The following is a 25,528-nucleotide window of genomic DNA, read 5'->3' on the forward strand; positions in this document are numbered from 1 at the left end:
CTAATCGTTTTTATATCTTTAAATCAAAAAAAACAATGAAAAACCTACTATTAGCCAGTACCTCCACCCTTTATGGAAGCAGCTACTTAGAATACCTTCTCCCTAAATTAAAACTACATTTCAAAAATTGCAAAACTATACTATTTATTCCTTACGCCAGACCAAGCGGAATTACGCATGAGGAATACACCCAAAAAACAGCTTCGGCTTTCGCCAAAATCAATATTTCCATAAAAGGGATTCACGAATACGAAAACCCGGCACTAGCCATTCAAAATGCCGAAGGCATATTTACAGGCGGAGGCAACACTTTCCTGCTGGTAAAACAACTGTACCATGAAAAAATCATGACTACATTAAAAGAAACGCTGGAAAAAGGAACTCCGTATCTTGGTACCAGTGCCGGAAGCAATATTGCCGGACTCAGCATGCAAACTACCAATGACATGCCTATTGTTTATCCTCCAAGTTTTCAAACCCTGGGATTGATTCCTTTTAATTTAAATGTACATTTTCTGGATACCGATTCCCAATCAACACACATGGGAGAGACCCGTGAAACCAGAATCAACGAATTTCACCAATTCAATAATTTTCCTGTTCTGGGACTAAAAGAAGGGAGTTGGCTCAAGATAAAAGAAGGAAAAATAATTTTGAAAGGAAAATTATCAGCTAAATTATTCCAAAAAAACCGAATTCCGATTGAACTAAAACCAAACTCAGAATTGAGTTTTATACAATAAAAAAACCGAAACTATGAAGTTTCGGCTTTCTATTATGAGCGGAAGACGAGGCTCGAACTCGCGACAACCAGCTTGGAAGGCTGGAGCTCTACCAACTGAGCTACTTCCGCATAACGGGTGCAAATATACAAATTATTCAAACACCTCCAAATTTTATTTTAAAAAAACCGAAACTATTAAATTTCGGTTTCTATGAGCGGAAGACGAGGCTCGAACTCGCGACAACCAGCTTGGAAGGCTGGAGCTCTACCAACTGAGCTACTTCCGCATTAGCGTGGTGCAAATATAAAGAATAAGTTAAGTTGAAAACAAATTTTTAAAGCATATTTTTTTATCTCAAAAACATTTTAAAGCATAACTTTTTTAAAACGAAACTGTTACCCCTAAGTTTTTTTTCAAAAAAAACAATCTAGGAAACCAATTTTGACAAATGCTGATACGATTCTGAAGGATAATAGATAAACAAACAGGATTTATCCTTGATAGTACGAATCAATTCTTCAGTTATTTCTACAGGAATTGCCGGACAGCCAAGACTTCTTCCCAATCTTTTGTTGTTATGAATAAAAGCATCCGAAACATAATCAGCACCATGAACAACAACTGCCCTTCCTCTGGCATTGTCATTGATTCCTTTTTCCAAACCATCCAGTTTCAACGACTTTCCATGCTTTCCATTATACACTTCACCGGTAACATAAAAACCCAAACTGCTTTTATACGATTCCGGAGCATTAGAAAAACTATTCGCAAACTCTCCTCCGGTATTTCTGCCATGAGCTACCAGAGAATGATACAAAATAACATCAGTATCCAAATCAATCACCCAAAGCCTTTTAACATTAGCCGACATGCTAAAATCAATCAGGGTAATTATATTTTTAGAAACAACTCCCTGAGCCTTTAACTTATAAAAACCTTCTAAAGCCTTCTTAAAACTTTCTAACTTAGGCAAATCATAATTTACCGAATGCAACTTATTATAAATCTCCTCTATGCTTGGCTCTGTAAAATCACTCAACTGATGCGTCTTGATAATCACCTCTTTTTTGTTTTCTTTTGAAAAAAAGACATTAGTAGTTCCTAAGAAAAACACGAGCAACAAACAACCCAAAAAACCCCTACAAACCATTGAATACTAATTACTTAAAAACTTAATTATGCTGCCAAAAATATAAAAAAAGCACTCTATAAAAAAACAAAACAACATTAATAAGATAGTTTTAACCTGTTAGTAGTTCTTTTATTACACATATAGCTGTTAAAAAGTTGTTAATTTCACTAGTTTTCTTATTTTTGCCTAAGATATCATTCCTGCATGAAGTTATTCCGTTTATCAATATATTGTCTCTTAGCGTTATTAAACCTGAGTCTTTTTGCCCAAAAAAAGAGTGTTTTGGCAAAATCAAAGACAAAGGAACTTGCTATTGACGGAAAAATTGACGAAGACGAATGGACACAAAATACTGAGGTCGCTTCCAATTTCATTATGTTTGAACCCGATAACGGCAAACCCATAAGCGAAAATAAAAAAACAGAAGTCAAAGTTGTATATGACAATGAAGCCATATATATTTCGGCTGTTATGTATGATGACGAACCTGACAAAATCCAACGCGAATTAACAGAAAGAGATGTATTTGGCGTAGCCGATCATTTTGCCGTTTTTATAAACGGATTTAATGACGGGCAACAGGATTATCGATTTTATGTGAGTTCTACCGGGGTACAAATGGATTGTTTGGCCACCGAAGAAACCGAAGATTTTACCTGGGATGCTATATGGCAAAGCAATGTCAAATTAACTTCTTTTGGCTGGACGGTAGAAATGAAAATTCCTTATGCTGCAATCCGTTTTCCTAAAAGCAAAAAACAAATCTGGGGAATCAATTTCATGCGCGAAATTAAAAGAAATGCGCAAAAATTCACTTGGAATCATATCGACACCAGAATAGGAGCCGTATTGACTCAATCAGGAATATTGGAAGGAATAGAAAATATCAATACACCTACCCGCTTATTTCTAATTCCTTATACTTCGGCTTATTACCAAAAAGACAATTTTTCTGCCGACAAAACACTAAAAGCAGGATTAGACATTAAATATGGAATTAATGATGCTTTTACGCTGGATGCCATTTTAATTCCTGATTTTGGACAAACTAAATTTGACAATGCAATTCTAAATCTACAACCTTTTGAACAAAAATTAGACGAAAACCGACCTTTTTTTACCGAAGGAACGAACTTATTTAATATTGGAAATTTATTTTATTCCAGACGAATTGGCGGTAATCCTATTGTAAGCAAAGAGGAAGTTGAAAGCGGTTTAGGAAATACAGAAAGTATTTCTGAATACCCAAACACTGTAAAACTTATTAATGGTCTAAAAATCTCCGGAAGAACAAAAAACGGTTTAGGAATAGGATTTCTTAATGCTGTAACCGAAAAAACTTTTGCCACAATAAAAAACACGGATAACAACAATACCAGAACAGAAGTTATCGAACCTTTAACAAACTACAACATCCTTGTATTAGATCAACGATTCAGACAAAATTCATCAGTTTCTTTCATTAACACTAATACCACTCGTAATGGCAGTTTTAGAGACGCCAACATTACGGGATTAGTATTTGATTTAAACACTAAAGGAAACACCTATAATCTTTCAGGCGATTTCAAATACAGTAGCATCAATGATTCTAAAAATTATAACGGAATTAAAAGCTTTATTAATTTTGCCAAAACCAGCGGAAAATACCGCTACCTTTTTAACGGAAAATACACTTCAAAAAACTTTGATTCAAACGATTTGGGGATTTTGTTCTACACTGATTATTACAGCGGCTTTGTTAATACCAGCTATCGTATTCTAAATCCTACAAAGTTTTTCAACACCTTAAAAATCGAACAGGAAGTAAATTTAGACGTTGACAACAGCACTAACAGATTACAAAACACCAGCTGGATACAAACCATTGTAACCGCTACTACTTTAAAATTATTCTATTTTCAACTTGGAATTAATTTACTTCCCTTTGAAACATTTGATTTCTATGAACCGCGCCAAACAGGCAGGTTTTTGAGCATTCCCAGAAAATTTTCTGCTTACTTAGAAATGGAATCCAATAAAAACAACAACCTAACATTCGACATAACGCCTTCTGTCGAAAAATTTGACGAAAACAAGCGATTTTCATACCGAATTTATGCCGGTCCTAAATACCGGTTTAACGATAAATTATCTATCGGTTTTTATACAGATTATACAAATGAAAGAAACAATATTGGCTGGGTTGACAACAACGATACCGAGATTATTTTCGCCAAACGAAACGTATCAACTTTACAAAACAATCTTACAGGCAAATACTCCATCAACAACAAGATGACAATAAACCTTAATGCCCGTTATTATTGGTCGTATTCGTCAAATAAAAATTTCTATAACTTAGAAGACAATGGGCATTTAACAGCTAATAACAGCTACAATACCAATAAAAACAGAAATTTTAATTCCTGGAATTTTGATTTATCTTATTCCTGGTGGTTTGCTCCTGGCAGCCAGCTTTCATTATTATATCGAAATTACTCTCAGGAAGAAACCAATATCATTCAAAGAAACTTAAACAAGAACATCAACTCTATTTTTAACGCTAATATGACTAATATTTTCTCTATTAGTTTGCGTTATTTTATTGACTATAATTCGGTGAAAACTAAATTCTAAACCGTATTAATTTCAATAAAACAGCTCTTCTGTAAAAGAATTAACATTTTTACTACGGCTAAATTCCCGAATACATAATAGTCGTTTTATTGCTAACGAAGATTTTAGAAATAATTTATCTTTGTGCAAAACAAAAACTATAATGAGCAAAAAAGTAATCTTAATGATTTTGGATGGTTGGGGAAAATCTCCTGATCCGAAAGTATCTGCAATTGACAATGCAAATGTTCCCTTTATAAACAGTCTTTACACTAAATACCCTAGTGCACAACTTAGAACCGACGGTTTACATGTAGGTTTACCGGAAGGTCAAATGGGAAACAGCGAAGTAGGACACATGAATCTTGGTGCCGGGAGAATTGTTTATCAGGATTTGGCTAAAATTAATTTGGCTGTAGCCAATAAAACTTTAGCACAGGAACAAGTCTTAAAAGATGCTTTTCAGTACGCAAAAGACAATAACAAAAAAGTACATTTCCTAGGATTAGTTTCTGACGGAGGTGTGCACTCACATACTTCTCACTTGCGTGGATTAATTGATGCCACTCAGGATTATGGTTTAGATCAGGTTTTCATCCACGCCTTCACTGACGGTAGAGATGTTGACCCTAAATCAGGAAAAAAATACATTCAGGATTTAACGGATTATATTGCCAATACTCCGGTAAAAATTGCTTCTGTAATTGGTCGTTACTATGCGATGGATCGTGACAAACGTTGGGAGAGAGTAAAACTGGCTTATGATTTAGTTGTTCATGGAAAAGGAACTCCAACACACAATATAGTGACTTCAATCGCTACGAGTTACGGAAACGACATTACAGACGAATTCATTGAACCTCTTATAGCTGTAGGTGCTGACGAAAAACCATTAGCAACTATTCAGGATGACGATGTGGTTATTTTCTTCAACTTCAGAACTGATAGAGGACGTGAATTGACTGAAGCACTTTCGCAGCAGGATTTCCACGAACAAAACATGCATAAATTAGACTTGTATTATGTTACATTGACTAATTATGATGAGACTTACCAAAATGTAAAAGTGGTTTACAACAAAGATAACATCACTGAAACATTAGGAGAAGTTTTAGAAAAAGCAGGAAAAAAACAAATTCGTATTGCCGAAACCGAGAAATATCCACACGTGACTTTCTTCTTTTCAGGAGGTAGAGAAGTGCCGTTTGAGGGAGAATCCCGTATTTTGAGAAACTCTCCAAAAGTAGCTACTTACGATTTACAACCGGAAATGAGTGCTTATGAATTAGCCGATGCACTTTGTCCTGAACTTGAAAAAGGAGAAGTGGATTTTGTATGTTTAAACTTTGCCAACGGGGACATGGTAGGACACACCGGAATTATGGAAGCTGCTATCAAAGCTTGTGAAGCCGTAGATAAATGTGTCGAACAAGTAATCACTACCGCACTGGAAAACGGATATTCAACCATTGTAATTGCCGACCACGGTAACTGCGAAACAATGATTAACCCTGACGGAAGTCCTAACACGGCTCACACCACTAATCCGGTACCTTTTATATTAGTTGACAATGATCAAATAGCTATTCAGGACGGTGTTTTAGGAGATATTGCCCCTACTATTTTAGATTTGATGGGAGTAGCTCAACCTGCTGCTATGTCGAGTCATTCGTTATTAGCGAAATAATAGATTATTTTATACTATTTCATCAAACGGCTGTTCAAATAAGGACAGCCGTTTGTTATTTACCAACTGCTGAATTGACTCAACAATTATCATTTTTAACAACAAAAAGACCAAAACTAAAACAACATTAAAACAACATTAAAATAACATTAGAAAACGCTTTGTTTTTGCATAATTAAATGTTAAAAACACAAAATTAACAGTATTGCTATTAAATTTGCACAAAAATGATTAACAATGGATTTGTTAGCAAATTTAAAAATCAAAGTAAACGAAAAGCTGTATCTGAAAGATCCTGAAACATCTGAATTAGGAAAAAAGATCATTCAACAAAGCATTTTATTAATAGACGAAATTGGTTTGGAAAGTTTTACATTTAAAAAACTTGGTGAACAAATCCAGTCTAACGAAAGCTCCATTTACCGTTATTTTGAAAACAAACATAAATTAGCAATCTATTTATCGAGTTGGTATTGGACCTGGATGGAATACAAACTCGTTTTAGCGACTAATAACATTGAGAATCCTAAGGAAAAATTAACCAAAGCCATAATAGTTGTCACAGAAAAAGTAAAGGATGATGACAACACCAAACATATTAATGAAGCAATTTTAAATAAAATCATCATCTCTGAATTCAACAAAACACTATACACCAAAGAGGTAGATGAAGACAACAAGGAAGGATATTTTTTAGTTTATAAAAAAGTAATCAATCAGTTAGCAACTATATTTTATGAAGTTAACCCTGATTATCCCTATGCTAAGAGCTTAGCTTCCACATTAGTCGAAGGAAGTTTGCATCAGCACTTTCTTAATGAACATTTACAAACTATAACCGATTGTACGGATCAGATTTCGCCAACTGACTTCTATCTTGACCTTATAACCAACGCCTTAAAAAAATAAATATTTATGAAGCCCTTACAACGATTTTTTAACTTATTAAAACTGGACAAAAAAGACGTTTATCAGTTGTTCTTTTATTCTATTTTTTCAGGAATAATCAGTTTATCATTGCCTTTAGGAATTCAGGCTATAACTAATTTTATTCAATCAGGAAGAGCAAGTGTTTCGTGGATTATGTTAATTATCCTGGTTGTTTTTGGTGTTGCTTTAGTGGGTATTTTATCATTAATGCAGTTGCGAATAACTGAAAATTTACAACAAAAAATATTCATCCGGTCTTCTTATGAATTTGCTGTACGACTTCCAAAGATAAAATTTGAGGAATTCTACAACAACTACCCCCCGGAACTGGCTAACCGCTTTTTTGACACCTTAACAATCCAAAAAGGAACTTCAAAATTATTATTAGATTTTTCAGCTGCATTACTCCAAATTGTTTTTGGACTCATCTTACTTTCATTGTACCATAGTTATTTTATCTTTTTCGGTATTTTACTCTTCGCTCTATTATACTTTATTTTTAAATTTTCTTACGTTTCCGGTCTGAACACCAGTTTAACAGAGTCTAAATTCAAATATAAAATAGCGGGCTGGCTTCAGGAAATAGCCAGAAACAATTTTAGTTTCAGAAACCAATTACACCATGATTACGCTTTAGAGAAAAACGACAGAATCCTATCCAATTACCTCAATTCAAGAGAAAATCACTTTGCTGTTATTAAATCACAATTTAGTCAGTTAATTGTATTCAAAGTGATCATTACTGCCAGTTTACTTTCTATAGGAGGCTACCTTGTACTGGCACAAGAAATGAATATTGGACAATTTGTGGCTGCCGAAATCATCATTTTATTGGTTATTAATTCAGTCGAAAAAATAATTCTGGGACTGGAAACTTTCTATGACGTGTTGACTTCGATAGAAAAAATAGGTACCATAACCGATATGGATTTAGAAGAAGAATTCCCTATTGACTTTGACAATTGTTACAGTTCAATAACACTGGAAGTTGATGATGTTAGTTTTAAATTCCCTGATTCTAAGAACAAAATTTTAGACAATATTTCACTAAAAATCCAACAGTCGGAGCACATTTTTATAGATGGCGAAAATGGTTCCGGAAAAACCACCCTGATTCGAATTTTATCAGGACTTATCCAACCGTCTTCAGGGGCTATTTATATCAACGACGACAGCTTTACAAAAATAAACCTCAATCAATACCGGGCACAAATTTCGAGTATTATTTATGGAGAAACTCCTTTTGAAGGCACTGTTATTGACAACATAACTTTTAAAAACAAAAATATTACCGATGAAAATTTGAAATGGGCATTTGATGGTGTACAACTTAGTGGTTTTATAAAATCATTACCAAAAGGTTTAATGACTCCTATTTTTCCCGAAGGAAGACAATTATCATCTTCTAATGCTCAAAAAATATTACTGGCCAGAAGTATTGTCAACAAACCTAAAATTTTATTCCTCGAAGATCCAACAGACACTATGGATGAAAAAGTAGCCAATGAAATCATTGACTTTTTAACCTCCGATGAACACAAATGGACTATTGTTGTCTCTTCAAAAAATCCGTATTGGAAAACAAAATGCAATAGAAAAATTACTATGCAAAAAGGAAAAATTATTTTAGATACTAAAAATTAAAATCATGCTTAATATTTCTAATAATAACGAACACGGTTCCACATTTTTGGATCGCTACAACACCGTTAAGTCACTGGCAAAGAGACCGCATTATAAAATACTGAACCGAATAATAACGATTGTTTCCATTCTGGCATTAATTGGATTATTCCTTCCCTGGACGCAAAATATCTCAGGAAAAGGTGCCGTAACAACATTAAAACCCAATCAGAGACCACAATCAATACAAAGTGTGATTTCGGGCAGAATTGAAAAATGGTATGTTCAGGAAGGTGATTTTGTTCATAAAGGAGATACCATCCTTTATATTTCTGAAATCAAAGAAGATTACATGGATCCTAACTTAGTTGAAAACACTAAGAATCAGCTTGATGCTAAAAAACAAGCTTTAGAATCTTATGACTCTAAGGTAAGCGCATTGTCTGTACAAATTCAGGCAATTCAAAATGAAAAACTACTTAAACTGGAACAGGCAAGAAACAAAATAACACAATCACTTTTTAAAATCAAAAGTGACTCTATTGATTTGATTGCAGTAAAAACGCAGCTCAAAATTGCCAACACACAATTTAATCGTACCGTACAATTAAACAAAGAAGGCTTAAAACCCCTAACCGACGTTGAAGAAAAACGATTAAAACTTCAGGAAGTTGAAGCCAAAATTATTACGCAGGAAAATAAATTACTAACCAGCAAAAACGAATTAATCAACGCTAAAGTTGAACTTAATCGAATTGATGCGGAATACAGTGAAAAAGTAGCCAAAGCCAAAAGCGATCAATTCACCGCATTAAGCAGTCAATACGATACCGATGCACAGGTCAATAAATTAAAAAATCAATATACCAATTACAGCATTCGTAACGGAATGTATTATATCAAAGCCGCTCAAAATGGCTACATCAACAGAGCTTTGCAGGCAGGAATTGGCGAAACTATTAAAGAAGGAACTCCTATAGCAACCATAATGCCTTCAGAATATGATATTGCAGTGGAAACCTATGTCAATCCGCTAGATTTACCTTTAATTTCAAAGGGTGCAAAAGTCAGAATTTGGTTTGACGGATGGCCAACCATCGTATTCTCAGGATGGCCGGACATCTCTTACGGAACATTTGGCGGAACAATTGTAGCTGTTGAAAATTTTATTAGTGACAATGGAAAATTCAGAGTATTAATTGCTCCCGATCCACAGGAAGCACCATGGCCTAAACAAATCAGTATTGGCTCAGGAGCACAAACTATTGCTTTATTAAACACAGTTCCTGTTTGGTTTGAAGTATGGAGAATCCTCAATGGCTTCCCTCCTGACTATTATCAAGTACAAGAAAAAACTAGTAAATCTAAAGAAAAAAAATAATGAAATACCTCATTTTATTTTTACTACACTTTACTTTTATTCTTCAGGCGCAACAAACAAATGAGGAAACAGAACTGCCTAAAAATTCTGAATTTACTTTCAATGAATATTTAGGCTATGTCAAAAAATTCCATCCATTAGTCAAAACGGCTAATTTAGAAATCAGTAAAGCACAGGCTAATTTGATGACTGCCAGAGGTGCATTTGACCCAAAAATCGGAGTTGATTTTGACAAAAAACAATTCAAAGGCACCGACTATTATTCTATTTTGAACAGTAGTTTTAAAATCCCTACCTGGTACGGAATCGAAATCAAAGCGGGTTTTGACCAAAACGAAGGTTATTACCTCAACCCTGAAAATACAGTTCCTAATCCTGGTTTAACCTCATTTGGAATTTCAGTTCCTGTAGGTCAGGGGCTTTTTATTAACCAAAGAATGGCTGATTTGCGCAAAGCAAAAATGCAAATTCAACTGAGTCAGGCTGAACGAAAATTACAAGCCGTTGCTATATTATATGATGCTTCGATTGCTTATTTTAACTGGAAAAAAAATTACGAAGAATTCCAAATGTACAGCCAGTACACCACCAATGCACAAACGCGTTATAATGCCATTATAACTTCTATTGAACAAGGTGACAAACGGGCAATTGACAGCATAGAAGCAGGAATTAGCTTAAAAAGCCGTCAGTTGAGTTTAGAAAATTCGAAACTGAAACTCTATAAAGCCAGACTGGAACTTTCTAATTTCTTGTGGTTAGAAAATTCAATACCCATGGAACTTTCTGAAACGCTTTTTCCCGAACAACAAATTGAAAATACTATTCAGGAAACCTTAAAAACAAATGATTTATTGACTCAGGATGTCACCATTGACAATCATCCTAAGATAAGTGCAATGGAAACTAAACTTGATATGCTGGAAGTTGATCAAAAGCTAAAAGCAAATATGCTATTGCCTAAAATTGATTTGAGTTACTCCTATCTGTCCGAACCGCAATACATCGACAACTACAAGTTTGAAAATTATAAAATAGGAGTCAATTTTAGTTATCCTATATTCCTAAGAAAAGAAAGAGGCGGACTCAAATTAGCCAAATATAAAATTCAGGAGACTACAAACAGTCTTAATTTAGAGCGTTTGCAGCTTTCGAACAAAATCAAAGCCCAAAAAGAAGTCATTACATCATTGAACAAACAATACATTTTGGCAAATGATTTAGTTGCTAATTACAAAACCATGTTACAATCTGAAGAACGGCTGTTTTCCTTTGGAGAAAGCTCTTTATTTTTAATCAACAGCAGAGAAAGTAGTTTGATTACAGCACAGTTGAATGCAATTGCTTTGCGAAATGATTTTTGCAATTCCAACTCCGAATTGTATAAAATTATTGCAAATCCTGATTAAATCAATTAAAATCGTAATTTTGCAAACTCAAAATTCAAACTATGATTGTAGTAAAATCACGTGAAGAAATAGAATTAATGCGCGAAAGTGCCTTAATTGTATCCAAAACATTAGGAATGCTTGCTTCTGAAGTAAAAGAAGGAGTTACCACTTTACACCTCGATAAATTAGCCGAAGAATTCATTCGTGATCACGGCGCCGTACCTAGTTTTTTAGGCTTATACGGTTTCCCCAACTCACTTTGTATGAGTCCAAATGCTCAGGTAGTACACGGGATTCCAAATAACACTCCTCTTGTTAACGGTGATATTATCTCTATCGATTGTGGTGCTTACAAAAATGGTTTTCACGGTGATCACGCCTATACTTTTGAAGTAGGCGAAGTGGCTCCTGAAACTAAAAAATTATTACAGGTTACCAAAGAATCCTTATACGTTGGAATGCGCGAATTCAAAGCCGGAAATCGTGTAGAAGATGTAGGGAATGCTATCCAAAAATATACCGAAGGACATGGTTATGGAGTAGTTCGTGAATTAGTTGGTCACGGATTAGGACAAAAAATGCACGAAGATCCTGAAATGCCTAATTATGGTAAAAAAGGTCGCGGAAAACTTTTTGTTGAAGGAATGGTTGTTGCACTTGAGCCCATGATTAATCAGGGAACCCGCAACATCAAACAACTAAAAGACGGCTGGACAATCCTGACTGCCGACGGAAAACCCTCGGCACATTTTGAACACGACGTTGCTTTAGTAGATGGTAAACCGGAATTGCTTTCCACTTTTGCATATATCTATAAAGCATTAGGAATTGAAAGCAACGAAGAAGATGAATTCAGAAAAGTGCCTTTAGTTATCTAAACACGGATTTCACAGATTACCACAAATTAAATAGTTATTCTGAAATTAAAATATGGAAAATTTTTATTTAAAAGAAGAAACCTATAGAATAATCGGAATCTGCATGGAAGTTCATAAAATATTAGGAAAAGGACATAGTGAAAAAGTTTATGGTGATGCTTTGGAATATGAATTCCAAAAAAACGAAATTCCTTATTCTCGTGAAGTAAAATACAATATTGAATATAAAGAAATAATATTACCGACATATTATTATGCTGATTTTGTTGTTTTTGAAGAAATTATTTTGGAATTAAAAGCAATAAAAGAACTTACTAGTAGTGAAGTAAAACAAACTTTAAATTATCTGGCTGCTTCAAAAAATAAAATTGGTTTGTTAGCCAATTTTGGAGAAGATAGTTTAAAACACAAACGAATAATCCTATAATTAATTTACTATATTAAACATATATTTTGCAGAACTCAATCTGTGATAATCTGTGAAATTTGTGTTTAGTTTTTTTTAGAAATAATCTGTGAAATCGTTATTTAAACTCGTACTTAATACCATTCCGCGTCCTCTACTTATTCGTTTAAGTTATGTTGCGCGTCCTATTATTGCTTTTTCTTTAAAAGGAGATAAATTTACTGATCCTATCGATGGAAAAAGTTTCAAATCAATGCTGCCTTACGGATACGAAAAGCAAAGAAACAATGTACTTTCACCCAGTACACTTTCACTGGAAAGACATCGTTTGCTTTGGTTGTATTTAAACGAAAAAACCGATTTTTTTACAGCACCAAAGAAAGTATTACACTTTGCTCCTGAACAGGCTTTTTACAAATTGTTCCGCAAGCAAAGAAACCTGGATTACACCACAACCGATTTGTTTTCGCCTCTTGCCGATGTAAAAGCGGATATTTGCAATTTACCTTTCAAAGACAATCAATATGATGTTATCCTTTGTAATCACGTTTTAGAACACATTCCTGACGATACTAAGGCTATGCAGGAATTGTATCGCGTATTGAAACCGGGTGGAATGGCTATTTTGCAAATCCCGCAAGACCTAAATCGGGAAGTTACTTTTGCTGACGATTCGATTACAGATCAAAAAGAACGCGCTAAAATTTTCGGACAATACGACCATGTTCGTATTTATGGTCGTGATTATTTTGATAAATTAAGAAGTATTGGTTTCAATGTAATCGAAGAAGATTATACAAACAAAATAAGTCCTGAATTAGTAGAGAAATACTGTCTGGCCAAAGGAGAAATTATCCCCGTTTGCTTTAAATAATCGCTAAAAGAGCTTTCTCACTCATACTATTTTATTGCTTATTTTGTTATATTTACACGATAGCAATTATAGTTTTATGGCTAAATCTTTTCTTTTTGGAACCTTCTTTCTTTTGATTTTTAATTTGGCAACAGCTCAAATTCAAAATGAAGTACTTCCACCGTACAATATAAAAACCGTTACTTTTGTACAAAACAATCAAAATGCAGTTCCTGTTTTCGAATTAGGAAGCGGTTTTCAATTCCAGTTTGATGATCTTTTTGGCAACGAAGCCAATTATTATTATGAAATCATTCATTGTGATTACAACTGGATCCCTACCAATATACCCAAAAACGAATATTTACAAGGATTTGACAATCAAAGAATTCAAAACTACACCAACTCTTTCAACACCCTGCAAATCTATTCCCATTACAATTTAAGTATCCCTAATCAATTTACACAACAATTACGCCTTAGTGGAAATTATATTTTAAAAATTCTAAACGACGACAAAGAAGTTGTCTTTTCAAGGAAATTCATGCTCTACGAAAATATCGCTACCGTTCCTTTGCAAATAAAAAGAGCCCGAAACGTAAGCAACATCGAATACATGCACAATTTAGATTTTGCTGTAAAGTCTAATACAATTACTTTTCAAAATCCATTAAAAAACATCAAACTAAGTCTGTTTCAAAACGGAGATTTCCACACCGAAATAAAAAACATCAAACCACAATACACCATTGGCAATGATTTAATTTATAAATACGATACCGAAACCCAATTTTGGGCAGGTAATGAATTTCTTTATTTCGAAAACAAAGATATTCGGGTTGCCAGCAATTTTATAGCCCGTGTTGATTTTAGCACAGACATCTACAATTGCCTACTGTACACCAACAATGCCAGAGCGAATACTACTTACACTCAATTTGAAGATATCAATGGTAATTTTATTGTAAAAAACACCAACGCCACCAATAACGAAGTTGAAGCCGATTATGCCTGGGTTTATTTTAGTCTCTCAGCCCCTACTTTCCGATTGAACAAAAACATCTATATTGGCGGAATGTTCAATAATTACAGTCTGTCTCCTGAATACACGATGGAGTACAACGAAAAAAAGGGCGTTTATGAAAAAGCAGTCTTAATCAAACAAGGTTTCACCAATTTCAAATATACTGTAGCTGACAATAAAGGAATCGTTGATAACGCCAATACAATTGACGGAAATTTCTATCAAACCGAAAACGAATATACGATTCTGGTTTACTATAAAGAAAACACCGGACGCTATGACAGAATCATCGGAAAAGGAACAGCTAATTCACTGAACATCATTAATTAAAAAAACATTTAAAAATAAACAAAAGCAAATGAAAATTTTGTAATTTTGAACCAGTTAAGCACAACTATTTACCACTGTAGTATGGTTTCTCAAATAACAAGAGGCATAAAAATCACCGTTTTGACTAGTTTTGAAGGCACCTACTTCAAAAACTACAAAATTCACTTTGCCTTTAGTTACCATATCACCATCGAAAACCACAGTAAAGATTCAGTACAACTCACTTCCCGTCATTGGGAAATCTTTGATTCCTTAAATAATATCGAAATAGTTGATGGTGAAGGAATCATTGGTAAAAAACCAGTTTTAAAACCGGGAGAAAATCACACTTACAGTTCAGGATGCCTGCTTTCTTCTCCTTACGGAGCCATGAAAGGACATTTCAACATGATTAACTTTACCAATACTAAAAACTTTAAAGTTATCATTCCTACTTTCAGATTGTGTGCTCCTTTTGCACTAAATTAATTCCTGTTTTAACATTTTTAAAACTATTATAACTTCTTTATAAAAGTTTTAAATTCTGCTTTTGTATTTTTGTTAGCATACTGATTATTCATTTTTTGAATTCATTTTACTAATTGCATCTATTTTTTAGATTAACAAAATACAAAACACAATGCTAAAAGGATTTTTTAAAGTACCCAAAGCAATAAACGAACCTGTAAAAGGATACGCTCCAAATTCACCCGAAAAAGAAGCCGTTCTCGCTGCTTATAAAAAAATGTGGAACGAAAAAATTGATGTTCCTTTATACATCGGTAACGAAGAAATCAGAACCGGAAATACCCGAAACATTACTCCTCCACACGACCATAAACACGTTGTAGGAAGCTATCATCTTGCCGAAAAAAAACACGTAGAAAAAGCTATCGCAAATGCACTGGAATCAAGAACTGCCTGGGCAAATATGGCTTGGGAACAACGCGCTGCCATATTTTTAAAAGCAGCTGAACTAATTGCAGGACCATATAGAGCAAAAATTAATGCCGCAACAATGATTGGGCAATCCAAAACTATACATCAGGCAGAAATTGATGCTGCCTGTGAATTCATTGACTTCCTGCGTTTCAACGTGGAATTCATGACGCAAATTTATGCAGACCAGCCTACTTCGGAATCTACTATCTGGAACCGAATCGAATACCGTCCATTGGAAGGTTTTGTATATGCCATCACGCCGTTTAACTTTACCGCTATTGCCGCCAATCTTCCGGCAAGCGCCGCCATGATGGGTAATGTAGTGGTTTGGAAACCGAGTGACAGTCAGGTTTTTTCAGCAAAAATTATTATCGAAATTTTCAAAGAAGCCGGACTTCCTGATGGTGTAATCAATGTGGTTTTTGGCGATGCAACAATGATTACCGATACCGTTTTAGCGAGTCGTGATTTTGCCGGATTACATTACACAGGTTCCACCTTTGTATTCAAAGAACTTTGGGCAAAAATTGGAGCCAACATTCATAATTACAAAACTTACCCAAGAATTGTAGGCGAAACAGGCGGAAAAGATTTTGTTATGGTACACCCGAGTGCCAATGTCAAACAAGCCGTAACCGGAATTATTCGTGGTGCTTTCGAATTTCAGGGTCAAAAATGTTCGGCTGCATCGAGAGTTTATATTCCGCAAAGTTTGTGGCCAGCTATTAAAGAACAGCTTACCATTGATATTCAATCCATAAAAATGGGGTCTCCCGAAGATTTCAGCAACTTTATTACTGCTGTGATTCATGAAGGCGCTTTCGATAAATTGGCAAGTTATATTGACCAAGCTAAAAAAGATACTGATGTAGAAATTATCATTGGAGGAAACTATGATAAGTCGGTTGGTTATTTCATCGAACCGACGGTTTTACTGACTACCAATCCAAAATACGTTACGATGGAAACCGAATTATTCGGCCCTGTTTTAACGATTTATGTTTATGAAGATTCAAAATGGAATGAAACTTTGGAACTCATCGATCAAACTTCAAAATATGCTTTAACCGGAGCTATCTTTAGTCAGGATCGTTATGCTATTGAACAAGCCACCGTGAAATTACAAAACGCAGCAGGAAACCTTTATATCAATGATAAATGTACCGGAGCGGTTGTAGGGCAACAACCTTTTGGCGGGGCCAGAGCTTCGGGAACGAATGACAAAGCTGGTTCGGCAATGAACTTGTTGCGCTGGGTTTCACCAAGAACCATCAAAGAAGTTTTTGTGAGTCCTGAAAATTACAGATATCCGTTTTTAGGAGAATAGCGTCATAGCGAGGAACGAAGCAATCACACTTGTTGCTCTCGTTATGAGATTGCTTCGTTCCTCGCTATGACTTAAACTACAAACTTCAAAGGCAAATGAACTACTTTCTTCGTTTCAAAGAATTCATCTTCAAAGAAATTAGCTAAGTCGTATTGTGTTGCTTTTGGGAAATCTTTTAACTCTTCGGTTAAATCACCTCCTTTTAAGTAAAGAATTCCGTTTTTCAATTCGTGTTTTTGTTGTTTCTTGATTTTGGTTTTTATCCAGGAAACAAAATCAGGCATATTGGTCACCGCACGACTTACGATAAAATCGAAATCGCCTTTTACATTTTCAGCACGAATTTGCTCCGCTTTTACGTTTTTAAGCCCTAAAGCATCAGCAACGCCTTGTACCACTTTTATTTTTTTAGCGATAACATCTATCAGATAAAAACGAGTTTCGGGAAACAAAATCGCCAAGGGAATTCCCGGAAATCCTCCTCCGGTTCCTACATCAAGGACATAACTTCCCGGTTCGAATTTCATAATTTTAGCAATTCCTAATGAATGCAAAACATGTTTAGTATACAAAGAATCAATGTCTTTTCGGGAAATTACATTTATTTTTTCATTCCAATCGTGGTATAAAAAATCCAGTTTTTGGAATTGTTCTTTTTGAATATCGGTTAAATCTGGAAAATACTTCAGAATCTCATCCATGGTTTTAATTTTTTAACAAAAGTACTATTTTTAAGTTTGAAATATTTAACTCAATTTTGCAGAGTTAAAATTTATAAATAATTATCTTTGAACGCTATTTTTGAATGATATGAATACTAACGCACCTACATTTGCTAAGCAAGACAAATTAAAGTTTTTCAGAACGCTTAACTCGCGGGTAAACAATTACTTCAAAGAAAACAACATTTCAAAAGCAGGAAATTGGAAACTGCATTTAAAAGCAGTTATCCTTTTTACCGTTTTTCTGGTTCCTTACTTTTTAATTCTTACTCTGGATATGCCTTTTTGGGCTCACCTGCTTTTAACCATCGTTATGGGAATTGGTATGGCCGGATTAGGGATGAACGTAATGCACGATGGAAATCATGGTTCCTATTCCAATAAAAACTGGGTTAATAAATTCATGGGTGGCACTATTTATGTCCTTGCCGGAAATGTCTATAACTGGCAGGTACAGCATAATGTTTTGCATCATACTTATACTAATATTCCCGGTCATGATGAGGATTTAGATGCGGGAAGAATTATCCGTTTCACTAAAAGTGCCAAATGGCATTCCTTTCATCGTTTTCAGCATTATTATTCTGTTTTTCTATACGGATTATTGACTTTCAATTGGGCATTGACAACGGATTTTAAGCAAATGAGAAACTACCTGAAAAGAAAATTATCGTATGGTGAGCCTAAAAGCCCTAAAATTCTATGGACAACTTTAATTATCACTAAAATAATCTACGTTGCTATCTGGATTGTTTTACCAATTGTTATAGGAATCGTATGGTGGAAAGTACTTATTGGTTTTTTTGTAATGCATTATACGGCAGGATTAATTTTAAGCATTGTATTCCAATTAGCGCATGTTGTAGAAGAAACAGAAAATCCTTCTCCAAATGAATTAGGCGAAATGGAAAACACCTGGGCCATTCACCAATTGTTCACCACAACTAATTTTGCTCCAAAAAACTGGCTGGTAAACTGGTACACCGGAGGTTTGAATCACCAAATTGAACATCATATTTTTCCAAATATCAGTCACATTCATTATAGTAAAATTGCAAAAATTGTTCGTGAAACCGCACAGGAATGCAACTTGCCTTATTATGAATACAAAACCATGAGAAGTGCCGTAATTGCACATTTCAGGCATTTAAAAGAATTAGGAATGAAACCAGAAATGGCTTAAAAAAAAGAGACACTGCGGTGCATCGACAATAATTAATTAAAACAAATAATTAACCTCCTTGAATTCGGAATTAACAATTCGAGGCTTTCAACACTTTATTAATGAGTAATCCACTTTCAGACAGAATTAACAATCTTGCTACATCACAAACATTAGCAATGGCAGCTTTGGCTAGAGAATTAAAAGCGCAAGGTAAAGACATCATCAGTTTAAGTTTAGGAGAACCTGACTTTAACACGCCAGACTTCATTAAAGAAGCTGCTAAAAAAGCGATTGACGAAAACTACAGCACTTATTCTCCGGTTGACGGATATGCTGAATTGAAAGACGCTATATGCAGAAAATTCAAAAGAGACAACGGTTTAGATTACAAACCATCTCAAATCGTAGTTTCTACAGGAGCAAAACAATCTTTATACAACATTGCACAGGTAATGTTAAACGACGGTGACGAAGTAATCTTACCGGCTCCTTACTGGGTTTCTTACTTCGAAATCGTAAAATTATCAGGTGGTGTTCCTGTAGAAGTTCCGACTTCTGTAGAAACTGATTTCAAAATTACACCAGAACAATTAGAAGCAGCGATCACACCAAAAACTAAAATGATGTGGTTCTCTTCTCCATGTAATCCTTCAGGATCTGTTTACAACAGAGAAGAGTTAACTGCTTTAGCTAAAGTTTTAGAAAAACACCCAAATATCTATGTAGTAGCTGACGAAATCTATGAGCACATCAACTTCTCAGGAACTTTCTGCAGTATTGCTTCTATCCCTGGAATGTTCGAAAGAACAGTTACTGTAAACGGAGTTGCTAAAGCTTTCGCTATGACAGGATACAGAATTGGATACATTGGAGCACCAGAATTTATCGCTAAGGCTTGTACTAAAATTCAAGGACAGGTAACTTCAGGAGCTAACTCTATTGCACAACGTGCTACAATCACAGCTGTAGATGCTGATCCATCTGTATTGAACCACATGGTTCAGGCGTTCCATAGCCGTAGAGATTTAGTTGTTGGATTATTGAAAGAAATTCCAGGAGTAAAAATCAACGTTCCAGAAGGAGCTTTCTACGTATTCCCAGACGTTTCTTCTTTCTTCGGAAAAACATTGAGAGGAAAAGAAATTAAAGATGCTAACGATGTTTCGATGTATCTTTTAGCTGAGGCTAATGTAGCAACAGTAACAGGTGACGCTTTTGGTAACCCTAACTGTATCCGTTTCTCTTATGCAACAAGCGACGATTTATTAAAAGAAGCTTTAAAAAGAATTAAAGACGCTTTGGCTGGATAATAGCCGAAAGACCAACTCATTCAGAGTTGCCCTAAAAAAGCTGACTCTGTTAATTCTATAAAATTAATCAATCGGAACAGAGTTAATTCTGTTCCGATTTTTTTTGAATTCTTTTCTTTCTACTGAAATCTAAAACAACTTACTATCAACTTTTTCAGACAAGACAACATAAAAAAAACCCGTCATAACTGACGAGTTTTCTTAAGTGAATTAACCTTTAATGGTGATTATAGAATTAACATTGCGTCACCGTAAGAATAGAATTTATATTTTTCTTTAATAGCTTCTTCGTAAGCTTTCTTCATTAAATCGTGTCCACAAAATGCTGAGATCATCATTAACAAAGTTGATTTTGGCGTATGAAAATTAGTAATCATACAGTTAGCCACACTAAAATCATGTGGAGGAAAGATAAACTTGTTAGTCCAACCTTCGTATGGATTCAAAGTGTTTTGTGAAGAAACTGAACTTTCAATAGCACGCATAGAAGTCGTTCCTACAGCACAAACACGTTTTCTTTTTGCTTTAGCCTCATTAACAATATCACAGGCTTCCTGAGTAATTTTTAATTCCTCAGAATCCATTTTGTGTTTGGATAAATCTTCTACCTCAACCGGGTTGAAAGTTCCCAAACCTACGTGAAGCGTTACTTCAGCAAAATTCACTCCTTTTATTTCTAAACGTTTCAATAAATGTTTAGAGAAGTGCAATCCTGCAGTTGGTGCAGCAACAGCTCCTTCTTCTTTAGCATAAATAGTTTGGTAACGCTCAGCATCTTCAGGAGTAACTTCTCTGTTAATATATTTAGGAATTGGAGTTTCTCCAAGTTCGGTCAATTTATTTCTGAATTCTTCATAAGAACCATCGTAAAGGAAACGCAAAGTTCTTCCACGGGAAGTAGTATTATCAATAACCTCAGCAACTAACGAATCGTCATCGCCAAAATATAATTTGTTACCAATTCTGATTTTACGCGCCGGATCCACTAAAACGTCCCAAAGACGTTGCTCAGCATTTAATTCTCTAAGCAAAAACACTTCGATTCTTGCTCCTGTTTTTTCTTTGTTACCGTATAAACGAGCAGGAAAAACTTTGGTATTATTCAAAATCATAACATCCCCATCATCAAAATAATCGATAACGTCTTTGAACATCTTGTGTTCTATGGTTTGTTTTTTTCTATCAATTACCATTAAACGGGCTTCGTCTCTGTTTTCTGCCGGAAATTCAGCCAGAAGTTCTTTTGGTAAGTCAAAATTAAAATGTGATAATTTCATTCAAAAAAGTTATAAGTTTATGAGTTATAAGTCTTAAGTTTTGATTCTTAATATTATAATCGGCTGCAAATATACGATTGTCAAACAGGCGATGTCAAGTATTTTACTGTTTAATTTAGAATTAAAACCATAAAACCCGAAACGACCAAGACTTTAGAGGTTTAACAGCGATTTTTAACCTACTAAATCCGAAACTTTATAACCTAATTTTCTCATATCATCCCAAAAATCCGGATATGATTTTGAAACTACATCGGCATTTTCGATAATAATTGGCACTTTTAATGCTAATGGAGCAAAAGCCATTGCCATTCGGTGATCATTATAAGTTCCAATTTTTATGTTCGAATTAATTTCTGAAGTAGCCACAAGCGTCAAACTATCATTAGTAACCGAAATATTAGCGCCTAGCTTGCTTAATTCAATTCGTAAAGCTTCAAGTCTGTCTGTTTCTTTAATTTTTAAAGTATGCAAACCTGTCAAATGACAACCAATTCCTAATCCAAGACAAGTAACCACAATAGTTTGAGCTATATCCGGTGTATTATTCAAATCGAAAGTTACATCCTGATACTTAAATTTCTTAGTTTTAGTCAAAGTAATCGTTCCGTTGTTGAATTGGGTTTCAACCCCCATTTCTTTATATATAGAAACCAAAGCAGAATCTCCCTGTAAACTTGACTCTTTGTAACTTGTTAATGAAATATTCGCTTCATCAGACAAAGCCGCTAAACTGAAGAAATAAGAAGCCGAACTCCAATCGGATTCTACAGTCATTACTTTGGATTCCACCGATTGTTTCGGACATACCTTAATTACATTTCCTTCAAAACTGGTTTGAATATCTAAATCATTCAACAAAGCCAAAGTCATTTTGATATAAGGAATAGAAGTAATTTCACCTTCTAAGGTTAACTCGATACCGTTTTCTAATTTTGGAGCTACTAATAATAAAGCCGAAATATACTGACTACTCACATTAGCAGCCATAGTAACTTTAGACTGAGTGATTTTTTGTCCCTTAATTTTAATTGGTGGATAACCTTCTTCTTTCAGGAAAGAAATATCAGCCCCTAATTGACGTAAGGCTTCCACTAAAATTTTAACCGGACGCTCCTGCATACGGCTGGAACCAGTCAACACCACTTCGCGACCTTCTTTTACAGCAAAATATGCTGTAAGAAAACGCATTGCTGTTCCTGCATGATGAATATCTACCACTTCTTCATTGCCGCTCAATGCCATTTGCATTACTTCGCTATCATCAGAATTTGAAGTATTTGCCAAAGTAATATTTGGGAACAAAGCCTGCAACAATAACAATCTATTAGTTTCGCTTTTAGATCCTGTAACCGCTATTTGAGCATTTAGATTAGAATGGGTTGTTTGTAGTAGTAAATTCATTTTTTAAATTATTAGTTCTGAATTGTAAATTATCAACTCTAATTGAAAGTCAAATAATTTGCGGGCGCAATTTACCACTCCTCATTCACAATTCATAATTCATCACTGATAATTATTTCAATTTTTCGTTATTCTTATGACGGTCTTTATCGCGAAGGGATTTTAAATCCATTTTTTTATCAAATGCCGCCTGCAAATCGATTCCGGTTTGGTTAGCTAAACACAAAACCACAAAAACCACATCGGCTAATTCTTCGCCTAAATCTTTATTTTTATCTGATTCTTTTTCCGATTGCTCCCCATAACGACGGGCAATAATACGGGCTACCTCACCTACTTCTTCGGTAAGCTGAGCCATATTAGTCAATTCATTAAAATAACGCACACCGTGTTCTTTAATCCAGGTATCTACGTCTAATTGGGCATTTTTTAGGTTCATTATTATATTTTTTTAAGTACAATTTTTTCGTGTTGCTTTTCAATCATTTTTTGATAAAATTCTTTTAAACCATCATAAAAATCTGCCGAAGCCATTCCAGTATTTATTTCTTTTGTCACTGAAATTTGAATATTATTCCCACTAAACAAACTGTTTACAGAAAACACCAACATCTTATCGTCTGTTGCAATTCTCATGGCTTTAGGAATTGATTCTACCTGATAACCCTCGGGGATTTCAAAATTAAAATTATACTTCTCTTGTCTTGGGTATCCAAAATAGATAGGCATTTTCCTTTTTTCCTGAACAAAAGGATTTTTCTCCATTGTAAAAAACAATAGCGGATTAATAAACATTTTACCTCCTACCATCTCGCAATGATTGTTACTTGCAAAAGTAAATTTTTCCACAACAGCTTTTGACAAATCAGTACCCTTATTTTCAATGGTATAATCATTAATTTCAATCCCGTTAAATTCATTCTCTTTTTTCTCAAGATAATTTTCCTTTTGAACATTAGCCTCTCTTTCTCTGAATATTAGTGCCTCATAATCCGTTTTTTGTACTAAATATTTACCTGAAATATATCCATTCTTAGCCACAGCAACACTTAAATTATGATGTTGTTTAGATGCCTTATTAGGCACTAAATTAATTTCTTCAGAAGTTCCATCCTGCCTGACAAGTCTCCCTTTCCAATTTAAGACACTTAAAGGCAAAATATTAGGTGCCGTATATTTATTTACAGCATCTAACAGAATCTTTTCTTCATTCATCTCAACAGCAGCAATAGTATAATTAAAAACGGCTCTATTAGGAAAAACAGGAATCCCATGTTCTCTGGTACTCACCAATACCGGATATGCTGAAATTCCTGCCAAATTCAACATATTAATTAAGTTAAAATTGATTTCAGCAACATTTCCTGTTTGCTCAAGATAAGCTTTTTTCACTCCCTTTTCTGTATAATAACCGTATTCTCCATTCCAATTCATTTTACTCTGCATAAACTTAAACACAATGTTTATTTTATCGAAATCGGATATATTTTCATTACTATTTATGATTTTCTTTAAATCGTCCAAAAGATACAATCGCTCCTGTAACTCCTTACCAAAATCTTTATCTTCATAAATTGTTTTGACAACCCCATCCCAAGTTTGAGAATAATCTTTTACGGGTTGGTTTGGATATCTTGTTGTTTCTAATTCATATTGCAATGAGGACCTATAATTATTTATATTATCCACATAACTTTCTTTTTCTAGCTGAGGCACATCATCCGCTACAAAAGTAGATTTTATTTGCTGATAGTTTATTGAACTTGTCTGCCTGTATTCATTATCAAAAGTCTTGGAGGTTTGTTCTAACTTTGAATCGGATTTTACATCAACATATCCGGTTAGTAATTGTTTGTAAATAAAATACTCTGGTATCTCACTACAAAACTCTACATGATTTACCGGAACTGAATATTGGATTTGAAAGACAGGGAATTTGGTTAAATTCTCTGACTTAATTGTATATTTCAATTCAATAACAGAACCTACTCTTACAGCTGGCATTGCTATAGTGGCTTTTTTCCAATTTTCATTTACATTTTCTTTAAATGTTCCTTCGCTATTTAATTTAGTTTTTACAATACTTCCATTTTCAATATTATAGGTAATCCCATCTGAAAAACGAACCATTTCATCGCTTAAATTCTGATAGCCTACATAATAAGGAACTTCAAAATTAGCCCAATCTAAACCTTCTTTTTTATATATTTTTATTCTGATTTGGATTTCATGATTAGCAACAAAACCTTTCTTAAAATCATAATCAAAATAAGTTTTCCCTTTTTTACATAATATTGCCGCAACAGCCGATGAATCCTTTGGATGATTTTTTTCTTTTAATTCCTCTATCGAAACTTTCCCTAATCTAAAATCTTGTGAATTAGAATTAAAAATTACCAAACAAAACAAAACTGCTGTTATCAAAAACCTATTTTTCATTCGGT

General features: G+C 34.4%; 21 protein-coding genes and 2 tRNA genes. 15 read left to right on the plus strand and 8 right to left on the minus strand.

What is annotated here, in order from left to right:
• Nucleotides 1–35: 35 nt before the first annotated feature.
• Nucleotides 36–743 carry a dipeptidase PepE gene (pepE, locus tag IEV84_RS00705; protein WP_188491455.1) on the plus strand — a complete coding sequence of 236 codons (708 nt, stop codon included), beginning with the start codon at nt 36–38 and terminating at the stop codon, nt 741–743.
• Between the two features lie 37 nt (nt 744–780).
• Here the strand turns inward: pepE and IEV84_RS00710 are convergent.
• From IEV84_RS00710 to IEV84_RS00720, 3 genes are all read right to left on the minus strand, one after another.
• Nucleotides 781–853, minus strand: a tRNA-Gly gene (locus IEV84_RS00710).
• Nucleotides 854–938: 85 nt separating this feature from the next.
• Nucleotides 939–1,011: transfer RNA gene (locus IEV84_RS00715), tRNA-Gly, on the minus strand.
• 141 nt (nt 1,012–1,152) lie between these two features.
• Nucleotides 1,153–1,785 (minus strand): murein L,D-transpeptidase catalytic domain family protein, encoded by a 633-nt coding sequence (locus tag IEV84_RS00720; protein ID WP_229732554.1) that lies wholly within the window; start codon nt 1,783–1,785, stop codon nt 1,153–1,155.
• A gap of 354 nt (nt 1,786–2,139) precedes the next feature.
• On the opposite strand from IEV84_RS00720, the gene IEV84_RS00725 reads away from it, so the two are divergent.
• The 12 genes from IEV84_RS00725 to pruA all read left to right on the plus strand — a co-directional run bounded on the left by IEV84_RS00725 (nt 2,140) and on the right by pruA (nt 17,206).
• A complete protein-coding gene (locus tag IEV84_RS00725; RefSeq protein ID WP_306451624.1) occupies nt 2,140–4,476 on the plus strand; it encodes a DUF5916 domain-containing protein in 2,337 nt (778 codons plus the stop codon).
• A gap of 142 nt (nt 4,477–4,618) precedes the next feature.
• Nucleotides 4,619–6,142 carry a 2,3-bisphosphoglycerate-independent phosphoglycerate mutase gene (gene gpmI / locus IEV84_RS00730; protein WP_188491461.1) on the plus strand — a complete coding sequence of 508 codons (1,524 nt, stop codon included), beginning with the start codon at nt 4,619–4,621 and terminating at the stop codon, nt 6,140–6,142.
• Nucleotides 6,143–6,379: 237 nt separating this feature from the next.
• A complete protein-coding gene (locus IEV84_RS00735) occupies nt 6,380–7,051 on the plus strand; it encodes a TetR/AcrR family transcriptional regulator (RefSeq protein WP_188491463.1) in 672 nt (223 codons plus the stop codon).
• A gap of 6 nt (nt 7,052–7,057) precedes the next feature.
• Nucleotides 7,058–8,716 (plus strand): peptidase domain-containing ABC transporter, encoded by a 1,659-nt coding sequence (locus IEV84_RS00740; RefSeq protein WP_188491465.1) that lies wholly within the window; start codon nt 7,058–7,060, stop codon nt 8,714–8,716.
• 4 nt (nt 8,717–8,720) lie between these two features.
• A complete protein-coding gene (locus IEV84_RS00745) occupies nt 8,721–10,076 on the plus strand; it encodes an HlyD family secretion protein (RefSeq protein ID WP_188491467.1) in 1,356 nt (451 codons plus the stop codon).
• The gene (locus tag IEV84_RS00750; protein ID WP_188491469.1) at nt 10,076–11,485 is read left to right on the plus strand and encodes a TolC family protein; all 1,410 of its coding nucleotides are present in this window, start codon (nt 10,076–10,078) and stop codon (nt 11,483–11,485) included. Before IEV84_RS00745 ends, IEV84_RS00750 begins: the two co-directional genes overlap by 1 nt.
• Nucleotides 11,486–11,526: 41 nt before the next feature.
• Entirely contained in the window at nt 11,527–12,345 is an 819-nt protein-coding gene (gene map / locus IEV84_RS00755; RefSeq protein WP_188491471.1) for a type I methionyl aminopeptidase, read from the plus strand.
• A gap of 52 nt (nt 12,346–12,397) precedes the next feature.
• Complete coding sequence (locus IEV84_RS00760; RefSeq protein WP_188491473.1) at nt 12,398–12,772, plus strand: GxxExxY protein; 375 nt, start codon at nt 12,398–12,400, stop codon at nt 12,770–12,772.
• Between the two features lie 88 nt (nt 12,773–12,860).
• Entirely contained in the window at nt 12,861–13,625 is a 765-nt protein-coding gene (locus tag IEV84_RS00765) for a class I SAM-dependent methyltransferase (protein ID WP_188491475.1), read from the plus strand.
• Nucleotides 13,626–13,701: 76 nt separating this feature from the next.
• Nucleotides 13,702–14,958: a type IX secretion system plug protein gene (locus IEV84_RS00770; protein WP_188491477.1), complete on the plus strand. Its 1,257-nt coding sequence runs from the start codon at nt 13,702–13,704 to the stop codon at nt 14,956–14,958.
• Between the two features lie 81 nt (nt 14,959–15,039).
• The gene (apaG, locus tag IEV84_RS00775) at nt 15,040–15,426 is read left to right on the plus strand and encodes a Co2+/Mg2+ efflux facilitator ApaG/CorD (RefSeq protein WP_066326834.1); all 387 of its coding nucleotides are present in this window, start codon (nt 15,040–15,042) and stop codon (nt 15,424–15,426) included.
• A 151-nt stretch (nt 15,427–15,577) separates the two neighbouring features.
• The gene (pruA, locus tag IEV84_RS00780) at nt 15,578–17,206 is read left to right on the plus strand and encodes an L-glutamate gamma-semialdehyde dehydrogenase (protein ID WP_188491479.1); all 1,629 of its coding nucleotides are present in this window, start codon (nt 15,578–15,580) and stop codon (nt 17,204–17,206) included.
• 71 nt (nt 17,207–17,277) lie between these two features.
• On the opposite strand, the gene rsmG is transcribed toward pruA, so the two are convergent.
• Nucleotides 17,278–17,907: a 16S rRNA (guanine(527)-N(7))-methyltransferase RsmG gene (rsmG, locus tag IEV84_RS00785; protein ID WP_188491481.1), complete on the minus strand. Its 630-nt coding sequence runs from the start codon at nt 17,905–17,907 to the stop codon at nt 17,278–17,280.
• Nucleotides 17,908–18,016: 109 nt separating this feature from the next.
• On the opposite strand from rsmG, the gene IEV84_RS00790 reads away from it, so the two are divergent.
• Nucleotides 18,017–19,111 carry a fatty acid desaturase family protein gene (locus IEV84_RS00790; RefSeq protein WP_188491483.1) on the plus strand — a complete coding sequence of 365 codons (1,095 nt, stop codon included), beginning with the start codon at nt 18,017–18,019 and terminating at the stop codon, nt 19,109–19,111.
• Nucleotides 19,112–19,212: 101 nt separating this feature from the next.
• Nucleotides 19,213–20,403, plus strand: coding sequence for a pyridoxal phosphate-dependent aminotransferase (locus tag IEV84_RS00795; RefSeq protein WP_188491485.1), 1,191 nt, complete (start codon nt 19,213–19,215; stop codon nt 20,401–20,403).
• 227 nt (nt 20,404–20,630) lie between these two features.
• Here IEV84_RS00795 and queA read toward each other — a convergent pair whose 3' ends face one another.
• The 4 genes from queA to IEV84_RS00815 form a co-directional block, all read right to left on the minus strand.
• The gene (gene queA / locus IEV84_RS00800; protein ID WP_188491487.1) at nt 20,631–21,680 is read right to left on the minus strand and encodes a tRNA preQ1(34) S-adenosylmethionine ribosyltransferase-isomerase QueA; all 1,050 of its coding nucleotides are present in this window, start codon (nt 21,678–21,680) and stop codon (nt 20,631–20,633) included.
• 174 nt (nt 21,681–21,854) lie between these two features.
• Complete coding sequence (gene aroA, locus IEV84_RS00805) at nt 21,855–23,084, minus strand: 3-phosphoshikimate 1-carboxyvinyltransferase (RefSeq protein ID WP_188491489.1); 1,230 nt, start codon at nt 23,082–23,084, stop codon at nt 21,855–21,857.
• Between the two features lie 112 nt (nt 23,085–23,196).
• On the minus strand, nt 23,197–23,523 hold the full coding sequence (locus tag IEV84_RS00810; RefSeq protein ID WP_188491491.1) for a nucleotide pyrophosphohydrolase: 327 nt from the start codon (nt 23,521–23,523) through the stop codon (nt 23,197–23,199).
• Nucleotides 23,524–23,525: 2 nt separating this feature from the next.
• Nucleotides 23,526–25,523 carry a DUF3858 domain-containing protein gene (locus IEV84_RS00815; RefSeq protein ID WP_188491493.1) on the minus strand — a complete coding sequence of 666 codons (1,998 nt, stop codon included), beginning with the start codon at nt 25,521–25,523 and terminating at the stop codon, nt 23,526–23,528.
• Nucleotides 25,524–25,528 lie beyond the last annotated feature (5 nt).

The sequence above is a fragment of the Flavobacterium palustre genome (assembly GCF_014639535.1).
GTDB classification, from domain to species: Bacteria; Bacteroidota; Bacteroidia; order Flavobacteriales; family Flavobacteriaceae; genus Flavobacterium; species Flavobacterium palustre.

Bases quoted from the DNA above. Each gene is read 5' to 3' on its own strand.
- pepE (WP_188491455.1), top strand. From the start codon at position 36: ATGAAAAACCTACTATTAGCCAGTACCTCCACCCTTTATGGAAGCAGC.
- gpmI (WP_188491461.1), top strand. From the start codon at position 4,619: ATGAGCAAAAAAGTAATCTTAATGATTTTGGATGGTTGGGGAAAATCT.
- IEV84_RS00735 (WP_188491463.1), top strand. From the start codon at position 6,380: ATGGATTTGTTAGCAAATTTAAAAATCAAAGTAAACGAAAAGCTGTAT.
- IEV84_RS00740 (WP_188491465.1), top strand. From the start codon at position 7,058: ATGAAGCCCTTACAACGATTTTTTAACTTATTAAAACTGGACAAAAAA.
- IEV84_RS00745 (WP_188491467.1), top strand. From the start codon at position 8,721: ATGCTTAATATTTCTAATAATAACGAACACGGTTCCACATTTTTGGAT.
- IEV84_RS00750 (WP_188491469.1), top strand. From the start codon at position 10,076: ATGAAATACCTCATTTTATTTTTACTACACTTTACTTTTATTCTTCAG.
- map (WP_188491471.1), top strand. From the start codon at position 11,527: ATGATTGTAGTAAAATCACGTGAAGAAATAGAATTAATGCGCGAAAGT.
- IEV84_RS00760 (WP_188491473.1), top strand. From the start codon at position 12,398: ATGGAAAATTTTTATTTAAAAGAAGAAACCTATAGAATAATCGGAATC.
- IEV84_RS00770 (WP_188491477.1), top strand. From the start codon at position 13,702: ATGGCTAAATCTTTTCTTTTTGGAACCTTCTTTCTTTTGATTTTTAAT.
- apaG (WP_066326834.1), top strand. From the start codon at position 15,040: ATGGTTTCTCAAATAACAAGAGGCATAAAAATCACCGTTTTGACTAGT.
- pruA (WP_188491479.1), top strand. From the start codon at position 15,578: ATGCTAAAAGGATTTTTTAAAGTACCCAAAGCAATAAACGAACCTGTA.
- rsmG (WP_188491481.1), bottom strand. From the start codon at position 17,907: ATGGATGAGATTCTGAAGTATTTTCCAGATTTAACCGATATTCAAAAA.
- IEV84_RS00790 (WP_188491483.1), top strand. From the start codon at position 18,017: ATGAATACTAACGCACCTACATTTGCTAAGCAAGACAAATTAAAGTTT.
- IEV84_RS00795 (WP_188491485.1), top strand. From the start codon at position 19,213: ATGAGTAATCCACTTTCAGACAGAATTAACAATCTTGCTACATCACAA.
- queA (WP_188491487.1), bottom strand. From the start codon at position 21,680: ATGAAATTATCACATTTTAATTTTGACTTACCAAAAGAACTTCTGGCT.
- aroA (WP_188491489.1), bottom strand. From the start codon at position 23,084: ATGAATTTACTACTACAAACAACCCATTCTAATCTAAATGCTCAAATA.
- IEV84_RS00810 (WP_188491491.1), bottom strand. From the start codon at position 23,523: ATGAACCTAAAAAATGCCCAATTAGACGTAGATACCTGGATTAAAGAA.
- IEV84_RS00815 (WP_188491493.1), bottom strand. From the start codon at position 25,523: ATGAAAAATAGGTTTTTGATAACAGCAGTTTTGTTTTGTTTGGTAATT.